At 45.9% G+C, this 22,867-nt stretch carries 23 protein-coding genes and 1 pseudogene; 18 read left to right on the top strand and 6 right to left on the bottom strand.

Annotation, left to right across the window (positions count from 1 at the left end; all coding sequences use genetic code 11):
- The first annotated feature begins 262 nt into the window (after positions 1-262).
- Positions 263-1,351, top strand: a complete 1,089-nt coding sequence (gene repHI2, locus V6E55_RS20355) for an IncHI-type plasmid replication initiator protein RepHI2 (RefSeq protein ID WP_000159528.1) — start codon at positions 263-265, stop codon at positions 1,349-1,351.
- A 2,077-nt stretch (positions 1,352-3,428) separates the two neighbouring features.
- Here repHI2 and V6E55_RS20350 read toward each other — a convergent pair.
- The 5 genes from V6E55_RS20350 to V6E55_RS20330 all read right to left on the bottom strand — a co-directional run bounded on the left by V6E55_RS20350 (position 3,429) and on the right by V6E55_RS20330 (position 8,908).
- The gene (locus V6E55_RS20350) at positions 3,429-5,849 is read right to left on the bottom strand and encodes an Ig-like domain-containing protein (protein WP_000681217.1); all 2,421 of its coding nucleotides are present in this window, start codon (positions 5,847-5,849) and stop codon (positions 3,429-3,431) included.
- A gap of 464 nt (positions 5,850-6,313) precedes the next feature.
- Positions 6,314-6,901: a hypothetical protein gene (locus tag V6E55_RS20345; RefSeq protein ID WP_000491820.1), complete on the bottom strand. Its 588-nt coding sequence runs from the start codon at positions 6,899-6,901 to the stop codon at positions 6,314-6,316.
- A gap of 43 nt (positions 6,902-6,944) precedes the next feature.
- Complete coding sequence (locus tag V6E55_RS20340; protein ID WP_000149862.1) at positions 6,945-7,208, bottom strand: hypothetical protein; 264 nt, start codon at positions 7,206-7,208, stop codon at positions 6,945-6,947.
- A gap of 93 nt (positions 7,209-7,301) precedes the next feature.
- Entirely contained in the window at positions 7,302-8,063 is a 762-nt protein-coding gene (locus tag V6E55_RS20335; RefSeq protein WP_001447802.1) for a methyltransferase, read from the bottom strand.
- 80 nt (positions 8,064-8,143) lie between these two features.
- Positions 8,144-8,908 (bottom strand): hypothetical protein, encoded by a 765-nt coding sequence (locus tag V6E55_RS20330; RefSeq protein WP_000277498.1) that lies wholly within the window; start codon positions 8,906-8,908, stop codon positions 8,144-8,146.
- A gap of 331 nt (positions 8,909-9,239) precedes the next feature.
- On the opposite strand from V6E55_RS20330, the gene V6E55_RS20325 reads away from it, so the two are divergent.
- From V6E55_RS20325 to V6E55_RS20245, 17 genes are all read left to right on the top strand, one after another.
- Complete coding sequence (locus V6E55_RS20325) at positions 9,240-9,755, top strand: hypothetical protein (protein WP_012695482.1); 516 nt, start codon at positions 9,240-9,242, stop codon at positions 9,753-9,755.
- A gap of 103 nt (positions 9,756-9,858) precedes the next feature.
- A complete protein-coding gene (locus V6E55_RS20320; protein WP_001251242.1) occupies positions 9,859-10,290 on the top strand; it encodes a hypothetical protein in 432 nt (143 codons plus the stop codon).
- A gap of 236 nt (positions 10,291-10,526) precedes the next feature.
- Positions 10,527-10,715: a hypothetical protein gene (locus tag V6E55_RS20315; RefSeq protein ID WP_001107529.1), complete on the top strand. Its 189-nt coding sequence runs from the start codon at positions 10,527-10,529 to the stop codon at positions 10,713-10,715.
- Positions 10,716-10,747: 32 nt separating this feature from the next.
- Complete coding sequence (locus V6E55_RS20310; RefSeq protein WP_000115760.1) at positions 10,748-10,999, top strand: hypothetical protein; 252 nt, start codon at positions 10,748-10,750, stop codon at positions 10,997-10,999.
- A gap of 401 nt (positions 11,000-11,400) precedes the next feature.
- A complete protein-coding gene (locus V6E55_RS20305; protein WP_000694552.1) occupies positions 11,401-13,791 on the top strand; it encodes an Ig-like domain-containing protein in 2,391 nt (796 codons plus the stop codon).
- Positions 13,792-14,224: 433 nt separating this feature from the next.
- Positions 14,225-14,695, top strand: a complete 471-nt coding sequence (locus V6E55_RS20300; RefSeq protein ID WP_000170639.1) for a hypothetical protein — start codon at positions 14,225-14,227, stop codon at positions 14,693-14,695.
- Positions 14,696-14,744: 49 nt separating this feature from the next.
- Positions 14,745-15,041: a type II toxin-antitoxin system RelE/ParE family toxin gene (locus tag V6E55_RS20295; RefSeq protein WP_000581857.1), complete on the top strand. Its 297-nt coding sequence runs from the start codon at positions 14,745-14,747 to the stop codon at positions 15,039-15,041.
- Positions 15,042-15,085: 44 nt separating this feature from the next.
- Positions 15,086-16,231, top strand: coding sequence for a hypothetical protein (locus tag V6E55_RS20290; RefSeq protein WP_000339750.1), 1,146 nt, complete (start codon positions 15,086-15,088; stop codon positions 16,229-16,231).
- 405 nt (positions 16,232-16,636) lie between these two features.
- Positions 16,637-17,014: a hypothetical protein gene (locus V6E55_RS20285; RefSeq protein WP_044704553.1), complete on the top strand. Its 378-nt coding sequence runs from the start codon at positions 16,637-16,639 to the stop codon at positions 17,012-17,014.
- A 91-nt stretch (positions 17,015-17,105) separates the two neighbouring features.
- Positions 17,106-17,534: a hypothetical protein gene (locus V6E55_RS20280; RefSeq protein ID WP_000069824.1), complete on the top strand. Its 429-nt coding sequence runs from the start codon at positions 17,106-17,108 to the stop codon at positions 17,532-17,534.
- A gap of 64 nt (positions 17,535-17,598) precedes the next feature.
- Entirely contained in the window at positions 17,599-17,856 is a 258-nt protein-coding gene (locus tag V6E55_RS20275; RefSeq protein ID WP_001290639.1) for a hypothetical protein, read from the top strand.
- A 155-nt stretch (positions 17,857-18,011) separates the two neighbouring features.
- Positions 18,012-18,620 carry a hypothetical protein gene (locus tag V6E55_RS20270; RefSeq protein WP_000833775.1) on the top strand — a complete coding sequence of 203 codons (609 nt, stop codon included), beginning with the start codon at positions 18,012-18,014 and terminating at the stop codon, positions 18,618-18,620.
- 170 nt (positions 18,621-18,790) lie between these two features.
- Complete coding sequence (locus V6E55_RS20265; RefSeq protein WP_000104393.1) at positions 18,791-20,041, top strand: site-specific DNA-methyltransferase; 1,251 nt, start codon at positions 18,791-18,793, stop codon at positions 20,039-20,041.
- Between the two features lie 294 nt (positions 20,042-20,335).
- The gene (locus V6E55_RS20260; RefSeq protein WP_000834113.1) at positions 20,336-20,656 is read left to right on the top strand and encodes a hypothetical protein; all 321 of its coding nucleotides are present in this window, start codon (positions 20,336-20,338) and stop codon (positions 20,654-20,656) included.
- 242 nt (positions 20,657-20,898) lie between these two features.
- Entirely contained in the window at positions 20,899-21,225 is a 327-nt protein-coding gene (locus tag V6E55_RS20255; protein WP_000556022.1) for a hypothetical protein, read from the top strand.
- Positions 21,226-21,290: 65 nt separating this feature from the next.
- Positions 21,291-21,548: a hypothetical protein gene (locus V6E55_RS20250; protein ID WP_001052325.1), complete on the top strand. Its 258-nt coding sequence runs from the start codon at positions 21,291-21,293 to the stop codon at positions 21,546-21,548.
- A gap of 230 nt (positions 21,549-21,778) precedes the next feature.
- Positions 21,779-22,570, top strand: coding sequence for a hypothetical protein (locus V6E55_RS20245; protein ID WP_000774871.1), 792 nt, complete (start codon positions 21,779-21,781; stop codon positions 22,568-22,570).
- A gap of 87 nt (positions 22,571-22,657) precedes the next feature.
- On the opposite strand, the pseudogene V6E55_RS20240 reads toward V6E55_RS20245, so the two are convergent.
- Positions 22,658-22,867: pseudogene (locus V6E55_RS20240) on the bottom strand (hypothetical protein); the annotation flags it as partial.

Raw genomic sequence — 22,867 nt, 5'->3', positions numbered from 1 at the left:
AGTTTTTTGACATCAGTAGTGATCAGAGCGACAATAGTAGTGACTTTTCATTAGATCTTTTTAACTTGATCTGATCCGTTGTTGATAAGAGTTGCAGGTCATTGTATGCAAAGAGTTTTTGCCAAGTTTTAATGAGTGGAGTCGTTTTTTTAGGTAGAACTTATGCACAGATATGGATCATCACAATGATCCATCCAGTGACATAGAGTTCGCTGGGGCTTACTATTCACCAATCTGTTTACACATTCAGTGATAACTTATTATGACTAAAGAGAAAGATACTGAGCAGCAGGACCTGGTCACCAGGGCTTTCTCTGTTAGAGAGAAAGAATCAGGTAAAGACATCATTTTGCGTCCTAACAGCAACCGTACGGTGCAGTCTATTGCTTTGATGCGGCTCGGGCTGTTCGTCCCATCACCAAAGAGTGTGGGGCGTCAAAATCGGGAATATAAAACGGTTGGCTTTGACGCAACGAAAGAGTTACAGACGCTCTCTTTAATGGAGAGCGAGGGGTTCACCAATATTTCAATTGTCGGTGAGCGTCTTGATATGTCAGTAGATTTTAAGACGTGGATGGGCATCATTCGAACCTATGCCAATCATCCGATTAACAATGACACGATAAGCTTAAAATTCACTGAATTCCTCAAGCTATGTACGCCTGAAAATTATCGCTCATCTACAGCGTCCAGAAAACGTATAGACGCCTCCTTACGCAGGTTAGCATCCGTTACCTTGTCGTTCACCAGTAATAACTCGTCCAAAGTCTATACAACGCATCTGGTACAGTCTGCCCTGTTAGACCCGGAATCAGATCAGGTTGTCCTTCAGGTTGATCCTAAGATTTTCGAGCTCTATCAATACGATCATAAGGTTTTGATGCAGCTGAAGGCAATTAAGGAGTTGGCCAAGAAGGAAAGCGCCCAGGCTCTCTATACGTTCATAGAGTCATTACCGCCAAATCCTATACCGATATCCCTTACTCGGCTGAAAAATCGTCTGAACCTCAAAACACGAGCAAATAGTCAGAATGCTACCGTGAGAAAGGCTCTTGAAGAGTTGGCATCGATAGGATACCTCCAGTACACCGAAATTAAGAAAGACGGAAAAGTATACTTCCAGATTCATAAGCGGGATCCCGATCTGAATTTGAACAATACTCAGCCTCCTTTAGAAGTGGTTGAAGATGAAGAAGAGAACTCAGGGTCTTCTGTTTTAGAAGGTGAGTTATGCCCACCAGCTGACCCGATAGACGGCGATGATGTTCTTACCGTCCATGATTTAACCGCTGAAGAACTGCGCTATATTCGTAGTCTTCGAAGCCAGAAAAAGAACAGCAACGCCAGCTAAAGTTAACCCGGCGGTTCAGGCTCCGGGTGCTAAATTACTTCTTCGATTTTCGTTAGTCCCAGCCCGCTCTTTCACGTCAACGGTAATGAGTCAAAAGTCATTACCGTTGTCATTGTTCTCTACCACCCTATGTAGATCGAGATTGCGAATTCAACGCTTTCTCCTGAGTCACCTGTTAACACCCGGTTTCTACGCTTTACTTCATTGGCCAGTACATCCAACGGAAAATATCGTAACGGGGTGACAATGGCAGTGAGTTGACCCACTCACTACCATCGACATTCAAATCCCGGCTTCTCTGGTAGCTATAGTGACAATGGTAATGATGTGTACCTTACTGGCATTGTCATTGTCCTCCGAGTGTGCGTTCAGCTTTGGGAGGACACCGGAACTTAATGCGGCGAGTCACGGCCATTGTGAATCTCGATTGGATTGGCGAATACGGCTTCCGGTTGGGCCAGATGTCAATGGTTATGCTTCATCCAGCTCATTACTGTAGTCATTGCCGTTCAGCTGAGCTGATGCTCCTCTCATTCTATGTGGCGACAACGGTAGTGAGCCCAGAAAGTGACTACCGTTGTCATGGCCGTCCAGTAGAGCGGGTCAACCTCTTAAATCACAGGGTGACAACGGTATTGAGCCCAGAAAGTCACTACCGTTGTCATGGACGTCTGGTTAAGCGGATCTACCTCTCAATTCACAGGGTGACAATGGTAGTGAGCCCAGCAAGTCACTACCGTTGTCATAGTCGTCCCGTTGAGCAGATCAACCTCTTAACTTACAGGATGACAACGGTAGTGAGCCTATTAAGTCATTACCGTTGTCATTGCCATCCAGAAGAGCGGATGATCCTCTCAATTCATACGGCGACAATGGCACTGAGCCCAGCAAGTCACTTCCGTTGTCATAGCCTTCCAGAAGAGCAGATGAGCCTCTTAATTAACAGGGTGACAACGGTAGTGAGCTCATTAAGTCATTACTATTGTCATGGCCGTACAGCTGAGCTGATCATCCTCTCAATTCACACGCCGACAATGGTAGTGAGCTATTAAAGTCACTACCATTGTCATAGACGTCCAGTTAAGTGGACCATCCTCTCAATACACACGGTGACAACGGTAGTGAGCCATTAGAATCACTACCGTTGTCATTGCTTTTCAGGTGCACTGATAAGGCTCTCAATAGACACGACGACAATGGCAGTGAGCAATTAGAGTCACTTCCGTTGTCATTGCTTTCAGCTGAGCTGATAAGGTACGTCATTTACACGATGACAATGGCAGTGAGCCAATCGAGTCACTACCGTTGTTAATGCCGACCAACCGAGGGAAGGGTCCGCTCAAAGAACTGAGTGACAACAGTAGTGAGATCATCCAATCACTACCATTGTCAGCTTAAACCTGTAGGACGAAGAGGCTTGTCCGATAAAATGACGACAATGGAAATGAGCCTATCCATCACTACCACTGTCATTAAAGTCCAGCGGTTCAACGTTAATCAGTAGCTCCGGATGACAATGGTTGTGAGTCAGGCAATTCCCAAGCATTAAGTGACAGCAGCGTAACACCTCTAAGCTCACTCCTGTTGTCAGGGGTTAGGGTATTGAGTCTCTACCGTCGTCAGTGTTTCTGAGACACCAGTATTGCAGATCACTACAATTGTCACTTAAGTATCGACGGGGGAATAGATGCAAGTGACTGGCTAACCAGTACCAGTTTAGATTCAAAACGATCCCATCTTTGTGGATGCACTTGAGTAAGCTCGTATGACGATATGTCAGAGAAGTGACAACGGGAGTGAGTTGCCGGACTCACTACCGTTGTCATCCCCGGTTGAAGGAAGAGGATCCCCGGGGCTGTATATTTACCGGGTATCCTTACTCAAGGGTTTCGACACTCACTCCCATTGTCGTAATCAACGAGTGTGCATTGTCTTTTAAAAGCATCGCTGGAAACGTACGATTAAAGTAACTTTTCTTTCGGTTCTTCCTTGCGAATCTCTGAAGACGTACTGGCTGATCGGAGTCAAGGAGGGCAGTAAAATTGAAGCCGTCAGTTTTACTGTCGGCTCCGGGTAGTTACTTCAACTCGTCGATCTGAATCATGAATTCTGAGGTGCCAACTTTCCCATTTTCGGAAGGATAAACGGGTAACAGAAGATTATCCCCCTGGCCCATATCTATTTGCACCTCAACTGACTCACCTGGAGCCGCCTGTGCCCCGTTAAATTTAATACCGAAGGCTGCATCCTTCCGCACAGTCAGCGTTGCGTTCTGGACCCCTTTAGCAATTTCTCCATTTGTCTTACGCAGAACGTTAGTGGACAGGTACGCAAGGGGTACGCCATCTGTCGTTTTGAGAGGCGAACTGACCGATAATGTGCGTAGATTATGTAACTGCACAAGGTTATTCGGTAGATAACTGAACTTCTGAGTATAGGTTTTGGTATTCGACTGACTATCGGCAACTGTTACGCTAATTGAATAATTTTCAGATGGTTCGAAATTTGGGAACAGCCTCGGATACTCAGGCATGTATGTATCTTTGCCTGCCGGTGACCACGTAAGCTCAACGTTATCAGCTGTGGGGCCACCTACGAGCTGAAGACGGGTTATCCTCGGGGTTGTCAGATTATCTGCCAGAGCGATCCTGAGGTTCTCCAGGCCGTACACTACCGTATCGTCTTTTACCGGCTTTCCGTCGAATGTTATGGCCACTGTCGGAGGAGTGTTATCCAGAGCAATTTCTCCGAAAGTTTTATTGGTCTGGTTCTGGAAGAAGTCCCTGATGTTGACCTCAACGTTGTATTTTCCTTCAGACTGACGGGATAAATCATAAGCAATCGTGTAGTTACCTGAGATACGAGATTTGATTACGCCTGTGGGTGACATCCGGGTACCGGTGTTCTTATCGGAAAGATAAAATTCCCTCAATGAGACCGAGTCGAACCAGTTACCATCGCCTTCAAGTGACGCCAGTACATCCAGCTGCTTGTTAGTCTCGTCATATGATATCGAGTTTATTACCGGCAGTTGTTTATTGTTCCAGCGTGTCATAATCCATTGCTCAGACCGCAAAATGGGATTGCTGATGCTGCGAACGAAGTAAAGGATCCTATTGTAGCCCTGGGTACCCAAGGCCATATCAAACGTCTCAGGCGCTTCACACGAGGTTTTTCCTGCCGGAATGGTGCAGGTCGCCTTACCGCCGATCTCTTGTGCAAAGGGCCGGGCTTCAACGTTAAAACGAAGTCGGGAAATTTTAATTGGCAGTCGTGATGAAGCCACACTCTCAAAATCCTTCCACTTAACCCAGTTCCCCTTATCATCGAGGAAATCTACCCAGGTACCCGCAAATGCAGGCGTTTGGTTTGCAGATGGGTTTAGAACGAGGCTGTATGACGGATAATACCCTCCCCACTGGCCAAAGTTCGCCATACGAGCCATATCCCCATTAATTGAGCCATAGGGAAGAGTCATTTCAACATAAGCATAAGTGCTGTCTACAGCTATCTCTTTGGGGGCGGAATATTGATTGATGAACTGAAGCCCACCTTCTGAATAAGCACGGTAGTTAGATTTTGGGATCCGGTAGACTAATCGAATAGGGTTTTCGTTAACGACCATACCGGCTTTGTAAGCCGGATAATTAGAAACCCCGGGTACGACGCTGGAAGACGTATTTGGATCATGAACGGCCCACAGTGTCATCTCACCCAGCGTGTTGTCGTAGCGAAATTTTTGAGTTGGCAGCGTTCGGCTATTACCTGCGTTATCGAAGATAACAACTTTTGCAGTAAAGTCTTCATCCAGGTTGCTGTCTGGTATTCCGGTTCCCTTAACTGAATTCTTAGAGTAAGTGTGGTACATCTTTTGGCCGGATACGTCATACTGCATCTGTGTAGTGCTGTAGAGGCTACCGTCCTGCCTGTAAATATATATTAGGCCCTTATCAATACCATTTGCATCACTTACGCCCGAAGAGGTGAAGTCATACTGCCCCGTTGCCTCTAATCCAAGCTTCCACACGTCACCAGCGGTAGAGCCAGAACCAGTATTAGCGGTAAGAGCATTTGCCGCTGGAGGGGTGACATCAATTAGCCAGTTATAGTTATAGGTCGCTACAGGCTTCTGATTGAGATCTAACACGTTTATCTGAACGACAAATTTGCCTTCACCCAAAGCAGGCAAAGTTACTTTTTTGCCGTAGAACTCACTACCGTCAGCAGCTGTTAGTCGGTCTGATACACCCGTCCGTGTAGTCGTAGTATTAAGAATGACAGTTCCAGTGTCTTTCGTGACTTTGACATTAACGAAACGATCAAGACCTGAAATAAGTGTCAAAGTTACCGGTGATGCCGGATTAAGCATAAGACGAGAAGACGGGGCGTGGATCTCAATACCGTTCGTGTCTTTAAAGGCCGATTCATATATCTGAGCTGGGGCCTGAACAGACATACCGAGTCCGGCTACAGCAGTAATAAAAGCGAGATGTTTCATTCTTATTCCCCTTTAGGTTTGGTGTTATTTTAAGCTTTTCCTAAAGGTCACTATGTTCGTAAAAGTATAAAAAACTTCTCCATATGGTGCTCGAAATTACAAATCTATAATTTGCCTTTCGACAAACCTTATTGTGCGTTCAGGACGGAAATCTTTCTTTTTGGAATTACATCTGACATTTCTGTGGTGTCCAAACTGGCAACGATTGCAAAACTTATAACATTAGCCTGAAACTATCGGCATCCACATATCGCATTAAGTGATGCTTTTACTTTGTGTAAAAAAGAATCAGGATAAATTAGGTATGTCAGATATAAATGCGTTAACGGACGGCATATATGAATCAAAACCTGGCGGCATTACGCCACCAGTCGAGAGGGGAGTGAACCTCAGTCAGTACGTCTACCTTCGTTCCGCAAGGCGCTTCTTGTTGTGAATTACAAACTGCCCTGGCGAGAACTGCATCATTTCACCCCTAGCAACACACGTGCCTCTTCAACGGTTTGCCAAGAAGGCATTGCTACGCCAGATTGAGTGCCGTTGCCCCTGCGCTCACCTGTGTCACATTCTACATAAAGACGCATCAGCATCGCTTCTGTTTCAGCGGCCCGGCTATTATCCATTACCAGTTCTGCTGCGCGTCGTAGCTGTTCTGGAATGTCATTCCACATTCCCGCACCACTTCTGTCTTTGTTAGTGAGCAAGTCTTCAATAGCAGATGAAGCCATGTTAAGCAGGTCAGCCGAAACTAAAGGCATCGGCGGGGCGGTATAGAGGATTCGACGTCTTCCGCGTCTGTCTGGATCGTATTTATCATAAAAAGCTTTGTTCACATCTTCCCAGTGCCACTGAAGTTGCCCGGTTGCGTCATGGTGGCAAAACTCGCACTGATAAACAGGCGCAATCGACATAACTGCCTTTCCAATACGTGCCAGTACAGCAACTTCGTCAGCTCTGAGACTCATTGCTTCGCTTGGGTTACTACCCTCGGCAAATTCCAAAATTTGTTCAATACGTTCTGGTGTGAAAGTGGTCATAGGCTTTGAAAACATATTTTTCCAGTTGTGCTTACCATATCATCAGGCATTAGGAGCGTTAGCGAATAATTAACAGGTCAGGACCAAAACTAAATCCTTCCCCCATACGGTCTTCATGACGGGAGACATATGCCTTACCGTATTTCTCCAGATCCTGTAAGCGATCTTTTGCCAGATTCCACGAGTATTCCTGGCCCCACACGGGTCCGTCACGCCCGTCAAAGCGGTCAGGTTTACAATTTGCTTTCAGAAGAGCGTAGACATGCTCCACCGTGGGTAGCTGCAAAGCACTATTAGCCTGAGAAACGGCAGTATGCGTCATTTCTGTTCACTCTTTATTGATTTAGTCAGTTAAGCCGGTCAGGTAACTTTAACCGGCTACTCGTATTAAGATTTCTTTCCGGTTGCTTGTCAGTTAGCGGCGAAGATCAATTTCAAGGCGGGCTGTTTTGACCTTTGTTCCGGACTCCCTAAATGTATCATCCGGAAGAGGCGAAATTTGTCCGCCAAGTTGTTTGACTCGCTCCCTGAGCGCTTTTGTCAGTGTGTCTTCCCGGAACAATACCCCAGCTGACAGAATGGCCTGTAAGCGACCTCGCTTAGCGAGCATTGCGATGGCATGCATGACATGTTTAACGTCAGAGCGTTTAAGGAATGGTGGATTCATAACGATAACATCAAAAGTTTCATCGGGCTGGTACCCAAGAAAGTCGGTATGCACCAGCTCGACTCCTGTGCTAAGGACACTATCGTTCTTCACTGCAAGGAATCGCTCATCGTTCAATTCGATCCCGGTAATCAATGCATCCGGAGCCGCCAGTTTTAAGGCTTTCAGAATGCGGCCATCACCAAACTCTGGCTCCAGTACACGCTCCCCGGCAGCTGGTTCAGCGCGTAGAACCATATCTGTGACTAAATTCTCAGGTGTAGGGAAGAAATTGAACAGATCTCGTGGGATGTCAACCGAACCTGTCAGAATGATTTGCTCGATACGCTCAGCTGCATCCGCCGTAAAAATATGTGCCTGCTCTTTTCGGTTCCATTTGCCACCGGCGGCTTCGAGCACTTTGTTTGTCTTAACATAAATGCTGCGGTCGAGCTGGTCGGCCAGGAAAAGAAAGTTCCCTTCAGCACGGCAGCGAGATAAGACGTTCAGAACTTCAGTTGAGATTTGCATTAAAACTCCATTAAGAGGATTTACCCGCCTGGCGGCAGCGGGTTGGTTACTTAAACGGGACAATTCAGATTTGGCCTTGGTTAGTCGGCAGACAACAGCAGGGATGGGCTGTTATAAGAGAAGCGGTCAACGGGAGCCTTATCAAATCGCTGACCGCTTGCATCAGGGGTCAGAACGAGTCCGTTATGGGCGCAATGAATGTGGAGCAACATATCCCCGCCGGTGTTGATGTGTAAGGCAGGCACACCCTGATCGATTTCGAACATGACACCAAAACAGGGGTTACCTTCCTTGTTAACAACTTCACAGTGGATGTTATGTTGGCCGGTAACGCTGACCTGATAGGCCTGACTGTCCTCTTCTGGCAGTGTTTCCTCCTCCAGGCGCCAGTCCTGAAGTGTGAGGCTAATTTCAGGGGTGTCATGCTCTTTCTGAAGAGCCTGGATACCTTTACGGAACAGCTGCATCATTTCAGGAGTAAGGCAGTCTTCCTCAGCTCCAAAATGTTCTTTCCAGCCTTCAGGATCTGCATACATCCAGACGTTTTTAGCGAGCGAAGGTAAGGAAGCATCAGGCTCTACAAGGAGGTGAGGGATGTTCTCTTTGATTCCGAGATAACGTACCGGCTGGCCATTAAGCGGTAACCCATCCGACACTGTAACTTCTGTTCCTGGCAAGACGACGCTGTTTACCAGACCTCCACAATGTTCGGCCACCACGCGGCCTAAATCTGCCATAAACATCCGATGCTTTTCTGGTGAGTCCAGCTCACCAAGGAGTTCAGGTTTAAGCAGTAAACCGGTAATAATCTCAGTCAGTTCACGAGGAGATACTAATTTATACATTTTGTTTTCCTTTTCTGTGTTGGCTTTATATTACCAATCCAGATGCACGAGCTAATAACCTCCAGACAACTTTTTCAAAAATTATTTACTTAAAGCAGGGTGCTAATATGCGCAAGAAATGAATTTAGGAAGGACGGCTTCAAATTTAACTTTTTGGTTTTTTATTTTAGACGGACTTTAAAATAGCATCGTTGATAAAATAATAAACATGGTTTGTTTTTTTGTTTGTATTGACAATCAAATGGGTATAAATTAATTTACTTACATGGCGTATATTTAACGCCACCGCCCCGGCGGCACCGGGCATAAAAGGAAAACCATTTTGAAACCGATGCTCAAAAAAGATTTTTTTTCAGCTATTGAAAACCTTCTCAAAGCTGGCTTTCAACCTCGCTTTTACACTGTTAACAGTGGCCGAATCGGTCTCATTACATTCACTGATAAAAATGGAACAAAACAGGTCGAACAGGTTTATTCCTGCACTTCTTTAGCCGCCAATACTTTTGGAAAGCGCTTCACCACTTGGTTAGAAGAAATTTTTCAAAAGCATAATGAAGAAAAAGTAGCTGATTCCGGGTTCGAGGTTGGTAGCCGTGTCTGGGATAAATTGATGTATACGTTGCGCACCATTTCAGAAATTCGTGCCGGGGGGGTGCTGGTGCTGGATAACGGTGCACAGCGTACACTGGATGAAGTGCAAAAAACGGCACCTGAAACAAACCAGGTGGAGCCAAAGGAAATCTCTTCACTTCAGGAGCTGCTGAACGCTTCCAAAAATCTGGAGCCGACTTCGCCTGAGCTAATTGCGGCTCTTAATGAGGCTCTGTCAACCGCCATAAAACGGTGAATGCAACGGCAGTCTGGCACATCAGGCCTTGTCAGAGATTAGGCCTGAAAAGCACTTACGTACCGATATAACACCTAATTCCCCTCTAAGGAGATTGCCCTAAATGGCGATGAATAAAAAAGAACAAGCCGCGTATGATGAGCTGGTGGCACAGGCCAGAATAAACCGCGCTTTACGCTGGTCTGACTATGGCGTTGAACGCGATATGCCCGTACCAGAGGTCTCGGGGGAATACCAAAACGGCTGGAGCTTCAACACCGCCACTGGCACTGTTTATCCGACATGGAGCGGAACTACGGTTCACGGCACACGGGAAGAGGGAGAGGTTGTCGATGCAACCTCCCGCCGCATGCGAGGCATGAATGGTAGCCAGAACGGCATACCACAATACAGCACCAAAGAACGCGCCCTGAAGGCATTACGCTGTTCGCTTGAAATCAAGTTTGCCATGCAGCTGGATGCCATAGATAAAGCTATCGCAAAAGAAATAGAGCTGTCCACCGCTCGCCGGGAGAGCGATACATCAGATGCCTAGCGGTAAACCATCAATTCAGGCCCGTGATCAGAGGGGCCTTAACGCCCTGAAAGAGGCGGTTCCAGCGACGGCACAACTACAGATGCGGGTTACCCCTGAACGTAAACTGCGTTACGTCAATCAGGCAAAGGCCGAAGGTCTGGGTCTAACAGACTGGGTCCAAAAGCATATGGATAACGTGTGTGATCTGGCAGGCCAGCCTGAAATAACCATGTACAAAGATGATGGAGAAACAAGTGGCCAAAAATAACAACAGTCTCAAACAGCATGTCTTCAATATGCTGTCGGCTGGCAGCGAACTTAAAGAAGTGAAGCGTTTTCTCACCAGCAAGCGAGTTAAAGCCCGCCTGGCAGTGTCAATGATCCACGAGCAGGCGATTGCTGTGCAGAACACTGAATACCAGAATTATCCGGCTTATAGCTAACTGGTAACAACAATTACAGAGAGATACTTAAAATGAGCGTAAACCCAGAATACACCAGGGTTCAGCATGTCCAGATTATTCGCGAGCGAGATGGGCAGAAGGAAGTTGTTCGAGTCTATGATGAAGATGGCGACGTGGTTCTGTGTTTACCTGCCTACATTCAAGATGAGGAAATAAATCTTATTCTGCGCCGGTTGAATGACGTATATTCAGTCGGATATCGTGTAGGTGATGCAGCCCGCCGCCGCGCCATCAAAAAAGCGCTGGGGGATGATGAGGAGTAAGGCCATTTTTACTGGCAAGATATCTGTATACCGGAGTCTTTAGAGTACGTTCTAATGGCTCCGGATTATTAATACTGTTTTACTCATGCAATAAAAAGCAAACCAAAATTCTTTCGCTAATTCATTTTTAAATGCTCAAATCATTAAATGTAAGGAGCGTTATTTATCAATAGGTATGGCGTTCTTAATGGCTATTAAGCTAGTTCTGCTTTCGCTTGCTTCTGGAAATTAGGGAAACCTAATTTTACCCTATCAAAAAGTAACTTTTCTGGTTTTGTTGCATTCACGTAAACAAAAAAGTCCCGCCGGGCAGAAAAGAAAAACATCAAAAATAGCTATTTTCCCGAAAAGATCACGAACACTGAAAAAGTATCATGGGGAACCTGATCAGGAGACAACCCATGAAAATCAAACTAGCCCTGCTTATTGCATTTGCAGGTTTCAGCGCAGGAGCTTCCGCTGAAATCGCAGAATTCAGCTTTAAAGATACCCTGAACGTTAAAAAGACCGTATCGCCTGCATCCGTATGGATTAATCCGGTAACGAGCTTTGACGTTGCCGTTATTTCCGGTCTGGACCGTTATATTACGCTCAGTCTGCTGAAAAGTGACGGGAGCCTCATCTGGAGCACGAAAAGCAGCCTGGTTACCGTTGATGACCGTACCACATCTTCGACAGGCTTTGATTATTACGGCAAGACTCTGACCGTACCAGCGATGGGAGAAGATAGCTTCACCCTCAGAGAGGTGATTACCGACTTGCAAGGGAAGGAGGTCTCCCGGCAGGATTACCCGCTTGCAATTGACCGAACGCCTCCGGCAACGGGTACCATAAGTTATACGAGAAATGGGTGGAACTTTGGCAGCGAAGCGATCTTCACTTCAGTACCAGCCGGTATGCAGTACGCCAGCGTCCAGGCACTGGTCTTTAATGGACTGAGTGATAAAGGTTCCGGGCTTGCTAATGCTGAATATTTCATAACCGATGCCGCTGGAGTGGAGCGTAAAAAGCCAGCGGAAATTAATACAGTGGAAGGTAGCGTAACCGTTCAAGTCGCCGACGCAAGCAGCAATGCCCTGGCACCGGAAAACCGCTCTGAATATAAAGTGGGGATCTACCTTTATGACAAAGCGGGAAACAGGAGCGAACTAAGCCGCCGAAGCGTAATTGATCGGGTTAAGCCTGACGATATCATCCAGGTGCAGGACGCCACTACCGGATCATGGGTCTCCTATCAGTCTGGCATGACCGTCTTCCAGAACCCTATTTCCGTACGGGTATTAAGGAAGAAAAGTGACTTTACTGCTGTTAACGGTTCCAAATATGGCTGGGCGGACTCGAATTTCCAGACGTCCGATAGCACTTATAATATCTATACTTTCAAATACATATATCCAAATGTGGGGGATACTTATCATGAATTTCAGACTCTGGCGGGAGGAGTAAGACGAATTCATCATAACTCCCTCAACTTCACTCCAGCCCCGGCGATGGAAATAGCCCCGAAGATAGTGGCTAAAGAGATGTACCGGAGTGATACCAGTGAGTGGTTAACTCAGGCCTCAATCAGCGTTAAAACCGCCACCATTAGCCGCATAAAGGTAACCGCAGAACCCCGACCATACGTGCAAAAGTTCAGAACGGTAAAAAATGCAGCCTGGTTCTGCACTATTCCTGTCGGACAAAGTTCATGCGAGATGACGGTTAACTTCAACTACACCAGTGACAAAGGATTTGAGTATCTGCATCTTTACTCGGGAAAAGATGGTGACAGCATATTCGATGCGCTTGCTGGTAATTTTACGGTTATCTGGGATAACAACCCACCGGTGGTTAATGTCGCTCAGGTAAACAAGGCCTCCAAGACAATCACTATGACGGCCACCGATAATGATCGCGTCAACGCCTGGAACATCAGCTACTGGGATACCAAAGTTTTCGAAGCCACCCTTAAAAATGCCCGGGGGGAAACTTTCACCCTGAAGCCTGTGACTGTCAGTGAAAGCGATTATAAAACCAAAAACGCCACTTTCTCATACGCTGGTCTACCGGACGGGGATTATACGGTTGTTAGCGTGTCTGCCACGGATCTTGTTGGAAACACAGGAACCAAAACGCTTAATGCACCGCTGAAAATTGACTCAACGCTTCCGGTTATTGCGTTCAGCTTTAATGGCGCAGACGCAGAAGGAAAACTGGTTAAAGGGCTTGAGAACCTACGCATAAGCGTTACTGATGCCTCTGGGGATGCTTCCCTGATATCGCTTCAGCTCGCTGGTGGACCTAACTCTGAAAAGGTCACCCTTGCATTCACGCCGCTATCCAAGGATGTCTTTATTCCTGAATACCCCAGAATCTTCCCCAATACTGACGAATCGGGACAGATGTATCATCTGGAGGCTCTGGCTATTGACGAATCAGGTAACCGGACCACTAAAACGCTTAATTTTACCTACCAGCCAGCTAACCTGATTATGCTGGATAATCTCAAGACGCTGGCCACAGCCGTAGCACTGAAAGCAACGGACAACACGCCGCTGGCCATCATCCGAACCAGTGTGTTGCGTCGTCAGGACGGTTCTATCATTACCGGACAGTTAAACGGAACCCTGACTGTTCAGAAAAACGCCCAGTTCGGCGTTACGGTTGCCGGAGTTACGGTCCAGCCTGGTGAAACTAAATCGCTGTCACTGGATCTTGGTAATGGTGAAGAGCGCACATATCCCGTTACTCCCGCTGTAAGTGGTCAATCTGGCACGGCCACATTTACTATAGAATTCCCTCAAACATAAACCCTACACAAGGGTACGGTAGTATGCCGTACCCTGTTACGCCATCCTCAATGTAAAATGTAGAGTTGAGCATGACTTAATTATTACTTTCTCATTAAGTGTCTCTTAAACTGCAAACGGGAAAGTAATATTCCCGAGACGGGAAGGACTCCTTCCTTTTGGTTATAATCTATGATGCTAAACTGTGTAATTACACCGGAACAATGTCCTCGTTTAAATCGCTGGCACCAGTACATGATTTATCCATGAATGCTTTTTGATGCAATTTTACTTCAGAATGCTCTTAATTTTTTAAACAAATTATATTTGAATCCTTCGTGTATAAATTTGCAGCCCCTCTCTCAATGTTTTTTTAAAATATTTACTCTCAGGTTATTAGCCAGTAGATTCATTCTGTCATGATTACTCCAGAACTAACCGGAGGAATCACATTATGACCAAATATTATGATCGCAGTGGAATTGAAATCTCCAGCGCAAAAATCCGCTGTGTTGATTCTGTAAAAGGTACTGCGGAATATACTTTTCGTATTGTTTGCGATAAATGCAATGGGCGGGGAGAGCGTAAGCATTTTTATAGAAGTCGCTGTATGGCTTGTAAAGCCACGGGTTACAGCCTCGAAACGACCCGTACTGCTTACACGCTGAATGCGCTGTACCGCATTAATGCGCAAGCTGCCCGCAAAGTGTCAGCATCCCTGCAAGACGAGCGTTTAAGGACTGAAAGCGCCCACAGTTCTGCGTTCACAGCATGGTGCAGGTCTCATCAAAAAATGGTTGATGCAATCACCCAACAATCCAGTAGTAATAATTTTCTGGAAAGCCTTAAGTCTTCTTTAACCCACCAGCGTCAGTTAAGTGATAAGCAGCTGGCAGTTGCCGCCCGCATTTTAGGTATTCATTAATTCAAAGCCCTTTTAATTTAATTTTAAGGTCAATTATTACGGAGGAACTATGATCCATTCATTTAAAGACAGACGGCTTGAAAAGTTCTTCCGTAATGGAAAAACAACGGCAGGTATTCCTTCTGAAATTATTAACGCGATTCTGTGTCGACTTGAAACGCTGGATAATGTCCAGAGTGAGCGGGAGTTATTATCCAACAGCTTGCGTTATGAACGCTTAAGAATGACGTCAAACCGTTATTCCTCCATTCGAGTAAACTCTAAGTATCGATTATTCTTTGAATGGAATGATGGCGCACATAATGTTCATTTGTCTGCACATGACTATAAATCGCTCATCCATTAAGGTTAAAAATGAAGCTATTTTCAATTTCATCCCGGGATACAAGCATGGACGCGATGTTTTATATCCAGGCCAGTACTAAACAACAGGCAAGTTACATATTTAGTACCCTTTCCCCGAAGCCTACTGCGAACTGCCAGCTTACAGATTTGCAGAATGAGACGGTCGTCCCTTCCATAAGCCCTATTTCGCTTTCACTTAACCCCTGGTCGATCAATTCCCAGTCCCGAACCCGGGAACTGCGTATGGCCACGCATGGTCTTAACCTGATCTGTGCAGTCACGGATGAGCATACCCGTCAGATAGTTGACTTTTGCGATAACCTTGGACAGCAGCTTAAGGATCCGGACGACAAAAGCGCCTGGGTTAAGCTCATTAATTCTGAATGCGCTTTGCTTAATTCTCCGCGTCTCTATCCCGTTCTGCTTGAGCCGGATACACCGGCACAATTTGAAATCTTTGTGCCAGCTCCGGAAGATGGAGAACACGACACGGTCATAGCCAGCGTTGTTAAAGAATGTTTCGGAGATGAATGCCGGTACAGAGTAACGGACAAAGCTTTTGCAATGTCGGAAAAGCCAGTCATCAGGCTGGAAGCTCATTTCAATGACAAACGCGAAAAGGTTTTAGAACTGACCTTTTCCTGTTTCAATCTTTCACTCTCAGCGTCCGTGCATGAAAACCAGCTACGTCAGATTTTGTTACTTTGCGAAGACTTTGGCGTAAGGCTTCAGGGTAGAGCAGGGGCATCCTGCCACGTTAATATGCGCAGTGCTTACCGTCGTCTTGCTCATGTTGGCACCGGCTCTCGCCCAGGTGATGACAGTGATGTGCGGGTCTATACCTCGTTAAAAGAAGAAAAAGATGTTAAGAGGCTGCTTGATAAGTCAACCAGGGGAAGTGAGCTTGTACCGGCGAGGCACGGGCAGCAGTTTAACGGGGTCTTAGTGAATGCCACACCCGCATCGGCCACTACTGGTTTCATTTACCTTTCGCATGATTTTCCGGAAGGCCAGTTTATGATGACAGCCGAGGTGTTGCATGTTGGAATTACACCAGGCGGTATTTACTACATTGAAACACTGGACGGTTACCGGTTTATCGTGACAGCGTTTGAGAAGGGATTAATGAACGGTTTGAGGGAGTTTATAGCTGCAAATGAGGAATATTTTAAGTATTACCGCTGGTCTTAGTATCTGAGCTGAAACCGGTAGGCCAGGGAAGGCAACCGGGAAAATGCAATTTAACCTGATCCTATACCTACGACTATCTTTATCCACTTATAATAGCCTCACCAAATTATAATGCCCGATCACCGCATTTGCTTAAACCTCACATATTCTTCTTATGCTTCCCCTGATAATCTACGACCGAAAGACAAAGGAAAGTGAATACGAAATAAGATTTATGAGCACATAAAAGTTACTTTTCCTTGGTGGCACATCACAAACATTGTGGGTTTCATAATCCTTTTTGTTATTTAAAAAGGATGTGTTCAATTCTAATTAAAGGTGGTATTTTTTTTGAAAGTTTGCTGGGAGGTTATTAGCTGGGGGGATGGGTAACAGTATAATAAGTACAGATGAAAAGGAGGTTTTATGAAAGCGTTAGACGTGGTTTCAACTCAACTCAACTTTATTAATCTGTTGGATCAGGCAGGATATGCTCTTTCAGAAATTATTGTAAAACGCTTCAGTGCTGCACCAGCCTTTAACGAAGGGCACTGGTTGTTCATTGCAGAGCAGGATAACCGCTACATTGAAGTGGTCTGTATTCTCTCTTTAGCTTCAGAAAGCGGAGAGCAGCATATTGATGTTTTTATTAATATGTTCGAAGACCCGATTGATGATGTTATTTCACGAAACATTGAAACCAAAACCTTTGCGACGCTTTATAAATACATTGAACGTATACCTTTTACTCCGGGTGTAAAGAAAGAATTCTTGAGCAGTATTGAGAACATCAATTTTAGTTAATCAAAAACCACAACTTTTTGCCACCAAGTTATTAGGTAATGCTATCAACCTGATATAATTACCTTAACATGAATATGAGCGGAGCCGGGTTATGTCTAATAATACTGAAGTCATTAGCTGTGATTTATTTTCAACTCTATCTTCACTTAATTTTAGCACCGAGGATATTACAGGTTTGACTCCGGCCAACTTTCGAAAGGGAGCTTTCTTACATGCAAAAATTTCTGCTAGCCAGGCCACGCGAGCGACTGATATTTCCATTCAATTACTCACGGATCGTGTTTCAGGTGAAATGAACTACGTAATAGTAATTGGCAGGCACGAAGGACTCCTGCAAAGCGAAGCAATTGACCCAAACGCTGATAAGCAATACCGGGAAAACCGTTATTCTCGCCATTTTATCTCAGTAACCGATGCCAATACCAAAGCCCTGAAAAAAACCTGCAAGGTAATGAAAACATATATCAAAGAGCAGGCATTTAAGCCTAACACCTGGGGGCACAGTTTCATTAAGGGTTGATTTATTCTTGCCCCGGTGAGCCGGGGCAACGCTAAATTAACCTCAAACTGTGCTGGAGGCACAAATGTCTGAAAAACACTTTATCGTTAAAATCCAGAACCGAAACGGCGACCATGAGAATAGCTATGTTCGGTTACTCGTCAGCGATTGTGAGAAAAATGCTTGCCAGACGGCACTCATTTCAGAGTGCCATGGCGAGCTTGAACAGCTGAGTTTTGAAGACGGTGGGGTTTACGACTACAACGGCGAAAATCACTACAGTGTCAGGAGCTGCGTGGAGGTTGCTCCAGAAGACGTTGCAACTTTGCAACGCTTCCTTTAACACCTGCGACATTTGATTAAATATCGGGCGTCCGCTACAGGATGCCCGTGATTTAAACGATTCCTCAAAGATCGCTGTCACTCCTGATAACTGTATTAAGAGCAGGTTTGTGATAGGTTCAGCGTAACAACATTACTGGAATTTTGGTTGCCTTGATGAAGAGCTGCTTTTCTGATTTACCCGTTAAAGACGGCACGTCCGGAACCTGGAAACTGGACACATTCGAAATTACCGCAGATAAGGCGATGAGCCTCGCCCTTCGTGCCGAGTATACAGGTAATACAGACGAGTTTATCCCGCCCGGTAGATATCGGCGTTTGTCCAACGGCTGGGATGTGGTGATGTCCAATACCCCGATGGAGATCAGAACCTGCCAGGATTTTTTAGAGCGAGCCACCGGGCGCGTGCTCATTAATGGTCTTGGTCTGGGGATGGTGCTTCACGCCATTCTTCAAAAAGAAGATGTAACCCATGTAACAGTAATTGAAAAAGAACAGGACGTTATTAACCTCGTTGCGGCCTCGTTTGCAAACGATCCTCGCGTTGAAATTATCCATGCTGATGCAATGATGTATTGCCCACCAGCAGGCGTCACGTACAACGCATGCTGGCACGACATATGGCCAGACTTCGCAACAGCTAACCTCTCACAGATGGATAAGCTGGAAATTAAGTACCGGGACATCTGTGAATGGCAGGGCTCGTGGGGCAGGGAGGAGTGTGAGCAAAAGCACATTGAGTTTCAAAATCTTGGGGCTGATTGAGTACAACTTTTGAAGGTGTCTCCGCTAAAGAAGACTGGGTCTCTTTGCGCATGCCCAGCTGTGCTGCATGACCTGACAAAGCCTATAAATAAACAGATCGGTTTGATTTAGTAATCCCCCTTCCAACCATCAGGCCGATATTTAAACTGCATCTCCATTAAGGATGGCTGATGAGCACGATTTCTACGGATTTAATTGCACGGATCTACGCAGCCTCCGAATTGCCGTTGAGCAACGACGAGCTTTATCGCGAAGTGCAGCGTGAAACTGGCATGTCGGATGCCGAATTGCACGAACTGAAAGAATTTGGGTCAGATAAAACCAGAACCAGCGGCGTCAAACACAAAGTACGCTGGTTTCAGCAGACTCTTCGGCAGGCCGGAGTCATCGAACGCGTTCCAGAAAAACGGGGCGTCTGGAGATACTCCTCTAAGACGAAAACAAACCTACACGAGTCATGGGAAAAGCTCTGTGTTGTCGGTTTCTCAACTTCTCTTGGGGCATCGGTTTTTGGAAACGCCTATGCCTTCTTCAGCAATATCACAGAGCAAATTCATCTTTGCCTGACCTCGCCGCCTTACCTCCTTCGAAATTCAAGAGACTACGGGCATGGCGGGGGGCGTGGCGAGCAGGTTTATATTGACTGGCTTCTGCGTATCCTCGAACCGATCGTGAAACAGCTTGTACCCGGCGCAAGTGTGGCATTGAATATCACTCAAGATAGCTTTAATAGGGGCAGGCCTTCACGTTCTCTGTATCTGGAGCGTCTGACACTGGCATTATGTGACAAGCTGGGGCTTGAGCTCATGGACAGGCTTCAGTGGGTGAATCGCAGTAAGCCCCCATCGCCAACGCACTGGGCATGTAAGCAACGAGTGCAGCTCTGCTCATCGTATGAGCCTGTGCTGTGGTTTACCAATGATGCGAGTAAGGTTCGTTCAAACAACTTACGTGTACTGCAACCGCATTCAGAGCAGCATCTTAAATTGCAGGCAGCAGGCGGTGAAAATCGCACGACCTTTTATGGTGATGGGGCGTACCAGCTTAAAAGCGGATCCTTTGGAAATAAAACAGAAGGAACGATCCCCAAAAATACTTTGTTTTACGGCAATAGCTGCGCTGATACGAGATTTTGCCATTCCATTGCCCGCGAGCTAGGTTTTCCGCTGCATGGTGCAACGTCTCCTACCAGGCTTGCAGCGTTTCTGATTGAGTTTTTGACAGAGCCGGGAGATCTTGTTGTAGATCCCTTCGCTGGCCTGCATAAAGTTCCCATCGCAGCCGAGCGACTTGGCAGACGTTGGCTGGCGACGGACAAAATCATGGAATGGCTGGCGATTTCCCGAAACCTTTTTACGGCCGCACCGGGATATAAGAGTAACCCCATGCTGGACGAGCTCGCCGAACTGTATCGGGCTTAATGCAAGTTAACGGTTTTGATAAAGTGGTTTGAAGCGACAAGCGGTTTATTCATTTTGCATTGTTTCTACCATAAAATGACAATATTAACGGCTTAGCATACGCCGCAGAGATAATTAGGGTGCCATTCATTTCCGGTTGTCTGTATTAACGAGTGTATTCAATATTCACTTGTTTCTCCGATATAGACCCAACAAAAAAAACTGATGGTTGTGATACAGAACTTGTTGAATTAACATCCGGTACATTAACTATATTGGTAATTTAGACGGTTTCTAAATTAAAGGTGGACAGATATGAAGTCAGATACAGAAATGGTTTCTCCTATCGAGTTGCACATTGGCGATCATGTCCAGCGGCATGGTGCTTTATTTGAGGTTATGCATATTGTTGAATCCGAATGCGATATTCCCGGCGGCATCCGGGTAGCAGCATGCATTTCACGGGTTATCGGTGACGTTACGGGCAATATTCCTCGTGGTTGGCTGGAAACACCGAAGCGTATGGCTGAGCGAGGAGTTAAGTGGGCGACGAGTCTGCCTGAGGGGCTTTACTTTAACATCCAGGGGAACGCACATGCGAAAGTAAGCCGGGTTATTCGTAATGTGACTAATTGAAACTTTTTTCTGAATTGCGGTGTAAAAGTTACTTTTCACCGCATCGTTTTCCCTAACTACTAAATCAGAGCTTCTCTGAAATAAGCGGATTTAACCGCTAGCGATTTATTCAGGCCATTTTATTCTAATCATTATCCTACACTTCAAAAATATTCATTATTTTTTCTTCTGACCTATTAGCCAGAATTCTCGATTCGGTATCATTTACTTACGGTAAATCTTTTGAAAACGAGGTAAATGGCATGCATTCTCAGGATCCTATCACGAAATTAACCCAGACGTTGCAACGCGACGATGGTTCTCAGGTTCGTATTGTAGCGCAGCGGGGATATGGAAGTGGGCTTACAGCCTCGCTTGATGTGTACGTTCTCCGTCGTGATTCCTCTGAAAGCAACTGGTCACTGTGCGGAAAAGATCCTCACCCAGAGTGGAGAAAGATGTCAGTAGATGAGTATCAGAAATTTGGACGCTCTGAAATGCTGCGTTATGCCACACCAGGTGAAATTCTCAGGGTGGCATCCGCTATTGGCCAGCCAATGAGCTTCCTCGATGGCAACCCTGCGTTTTAGCCCGAACCCTGGCGACGCCTTTTAAACCGGCGTCATTCTTTTTACGAGCAACAGACGGAGAAAAAATGAATCTGAACGAACGAAGCACGAGCGCAGCAACGCCAGATTTGAGCCGACTTTATCTCATTTCCGGGCGCATTATGTTTGATGATGATGATCAGGCCTACCTGGTCGAAGCCGACTCCCCTGGTGATGCAGAGGAGGCTTTCCGGCATCATATTGCTGACAGTGCCGACGACTTAGAAAAGGTGATTATAGTTTCCTCTACAAGTTTCGCTTCAGCTCACAGCAGTCGCGTAATTTGTCGGCCTGCCGTGAAGTAATTTCAACTTCCAATGATATTTCCCTCTTTATAAAAGCCGCCGTCTGGCGGTTTTTATTTGCAAAAAATGAATATTAATCCTGAATGATATTAATTTAAGATGAGGTAGTGTTCATATTCTTCTTCTTAATATTTTTTCTAAAAAAACGCCTTCAGGTTATTAGTTGGTATTAGTGTATTTGTTATGATCTTCTCATCAAATACATTAATTAAATAATCAAGGAGTCAACTGTGGCAGATAATTATACTCAGGCGTCGTTTATTATTCCCTGCACTCAGGAGCAGGCAAAAATGGCACAAGAAGCAATCACATTCGTTACCGAAGCAGAAATTGCAGAAGGTGAGCGTTTGCTTGATAAGCCACTGACAGATTGTTCTCTGACTGAGAAGCTGATCCTCAGTATTATCGAGAACCACCCTGAGTATGACCCTTCTGAGCCGAGCTTTGGGCAACCATCCTGCCCAGACTGCAATTATGAACTGTTGTTCGCAACAGAAGTTACCAGCAGTGGGCTGGCAGTTTTTCATGGAGAGACCATTGATCTTGACCATGCAATTTGCCTCACAACTGCCGTGCTGTCGGTATTCGACCTCTCGGAAATGGTAACAATTACTGCTGCATTTACATGCAGTAAAAGCCGGACAGATGAATTTGGGGGTATGACTATTCTGGTCACAAAGGATACCCACTATTACCAGGATGGCTGTCAGTTTTCTCGTCTCATGAATGAGGCTCACAAAGCCGGTATCCAGTATGCTCTGTGTAAAGTGACGCATTACCACGGTGAGAGCAGCTATGTGGCAAGCTATGTCCTGAGCTGCGACGTAGCGGATTCAGCCCAGGAGGTCGTTAACAAACGACTGAAGGCATGTGCCGGAAAAGAGCCAGAAGACGGAATCTATATTCTGTGTGAAGAAGACAACACTAGTCTTTCGGTCGAACTCGTTACAGAACTGTCTCCGCTCGATTACGACAAGCTGAGCAAGCTTCTCCCTTCCCTTGACACCCTTTGCGGCGCTTAAGCCTGCCAATTACCGTAGCCACCGGTTTCCCCGGTGGCCTGGAGCCTGCCATGACCAATAAATTCATAGTTTCTACCGTTGATTGTATCAATGAATTTGCAAGTGACGTTCCGCAGAGTGTTTCCTTACGGATAGATACAATGCTTGAACAGCGTATCCGCAAATTGGCGGCATACGTGAAAGAAAACGATCTTCATTTAACTGAGTTTTACTTCTATGAGGCTTTGTTGAATAAATCGAACTTTTGCTGAGTTGAAGGATCAGATCACGCATCTTCCCGACAACGCAGACCGTTCC

It is taken from the genome of Enterobacter sp. 342 (assembly GCF_036663495.1).
GTDB lineage: Bacteria > Pseudomonadota > Gammaproteobacteria > Enterobacterales > Enterobacteriaceae > Enterobacter.
Note: the sequence above shows the minus strand (reverse complement) of the source record. Positions and strands in the feature narration are given on the sequence as shown.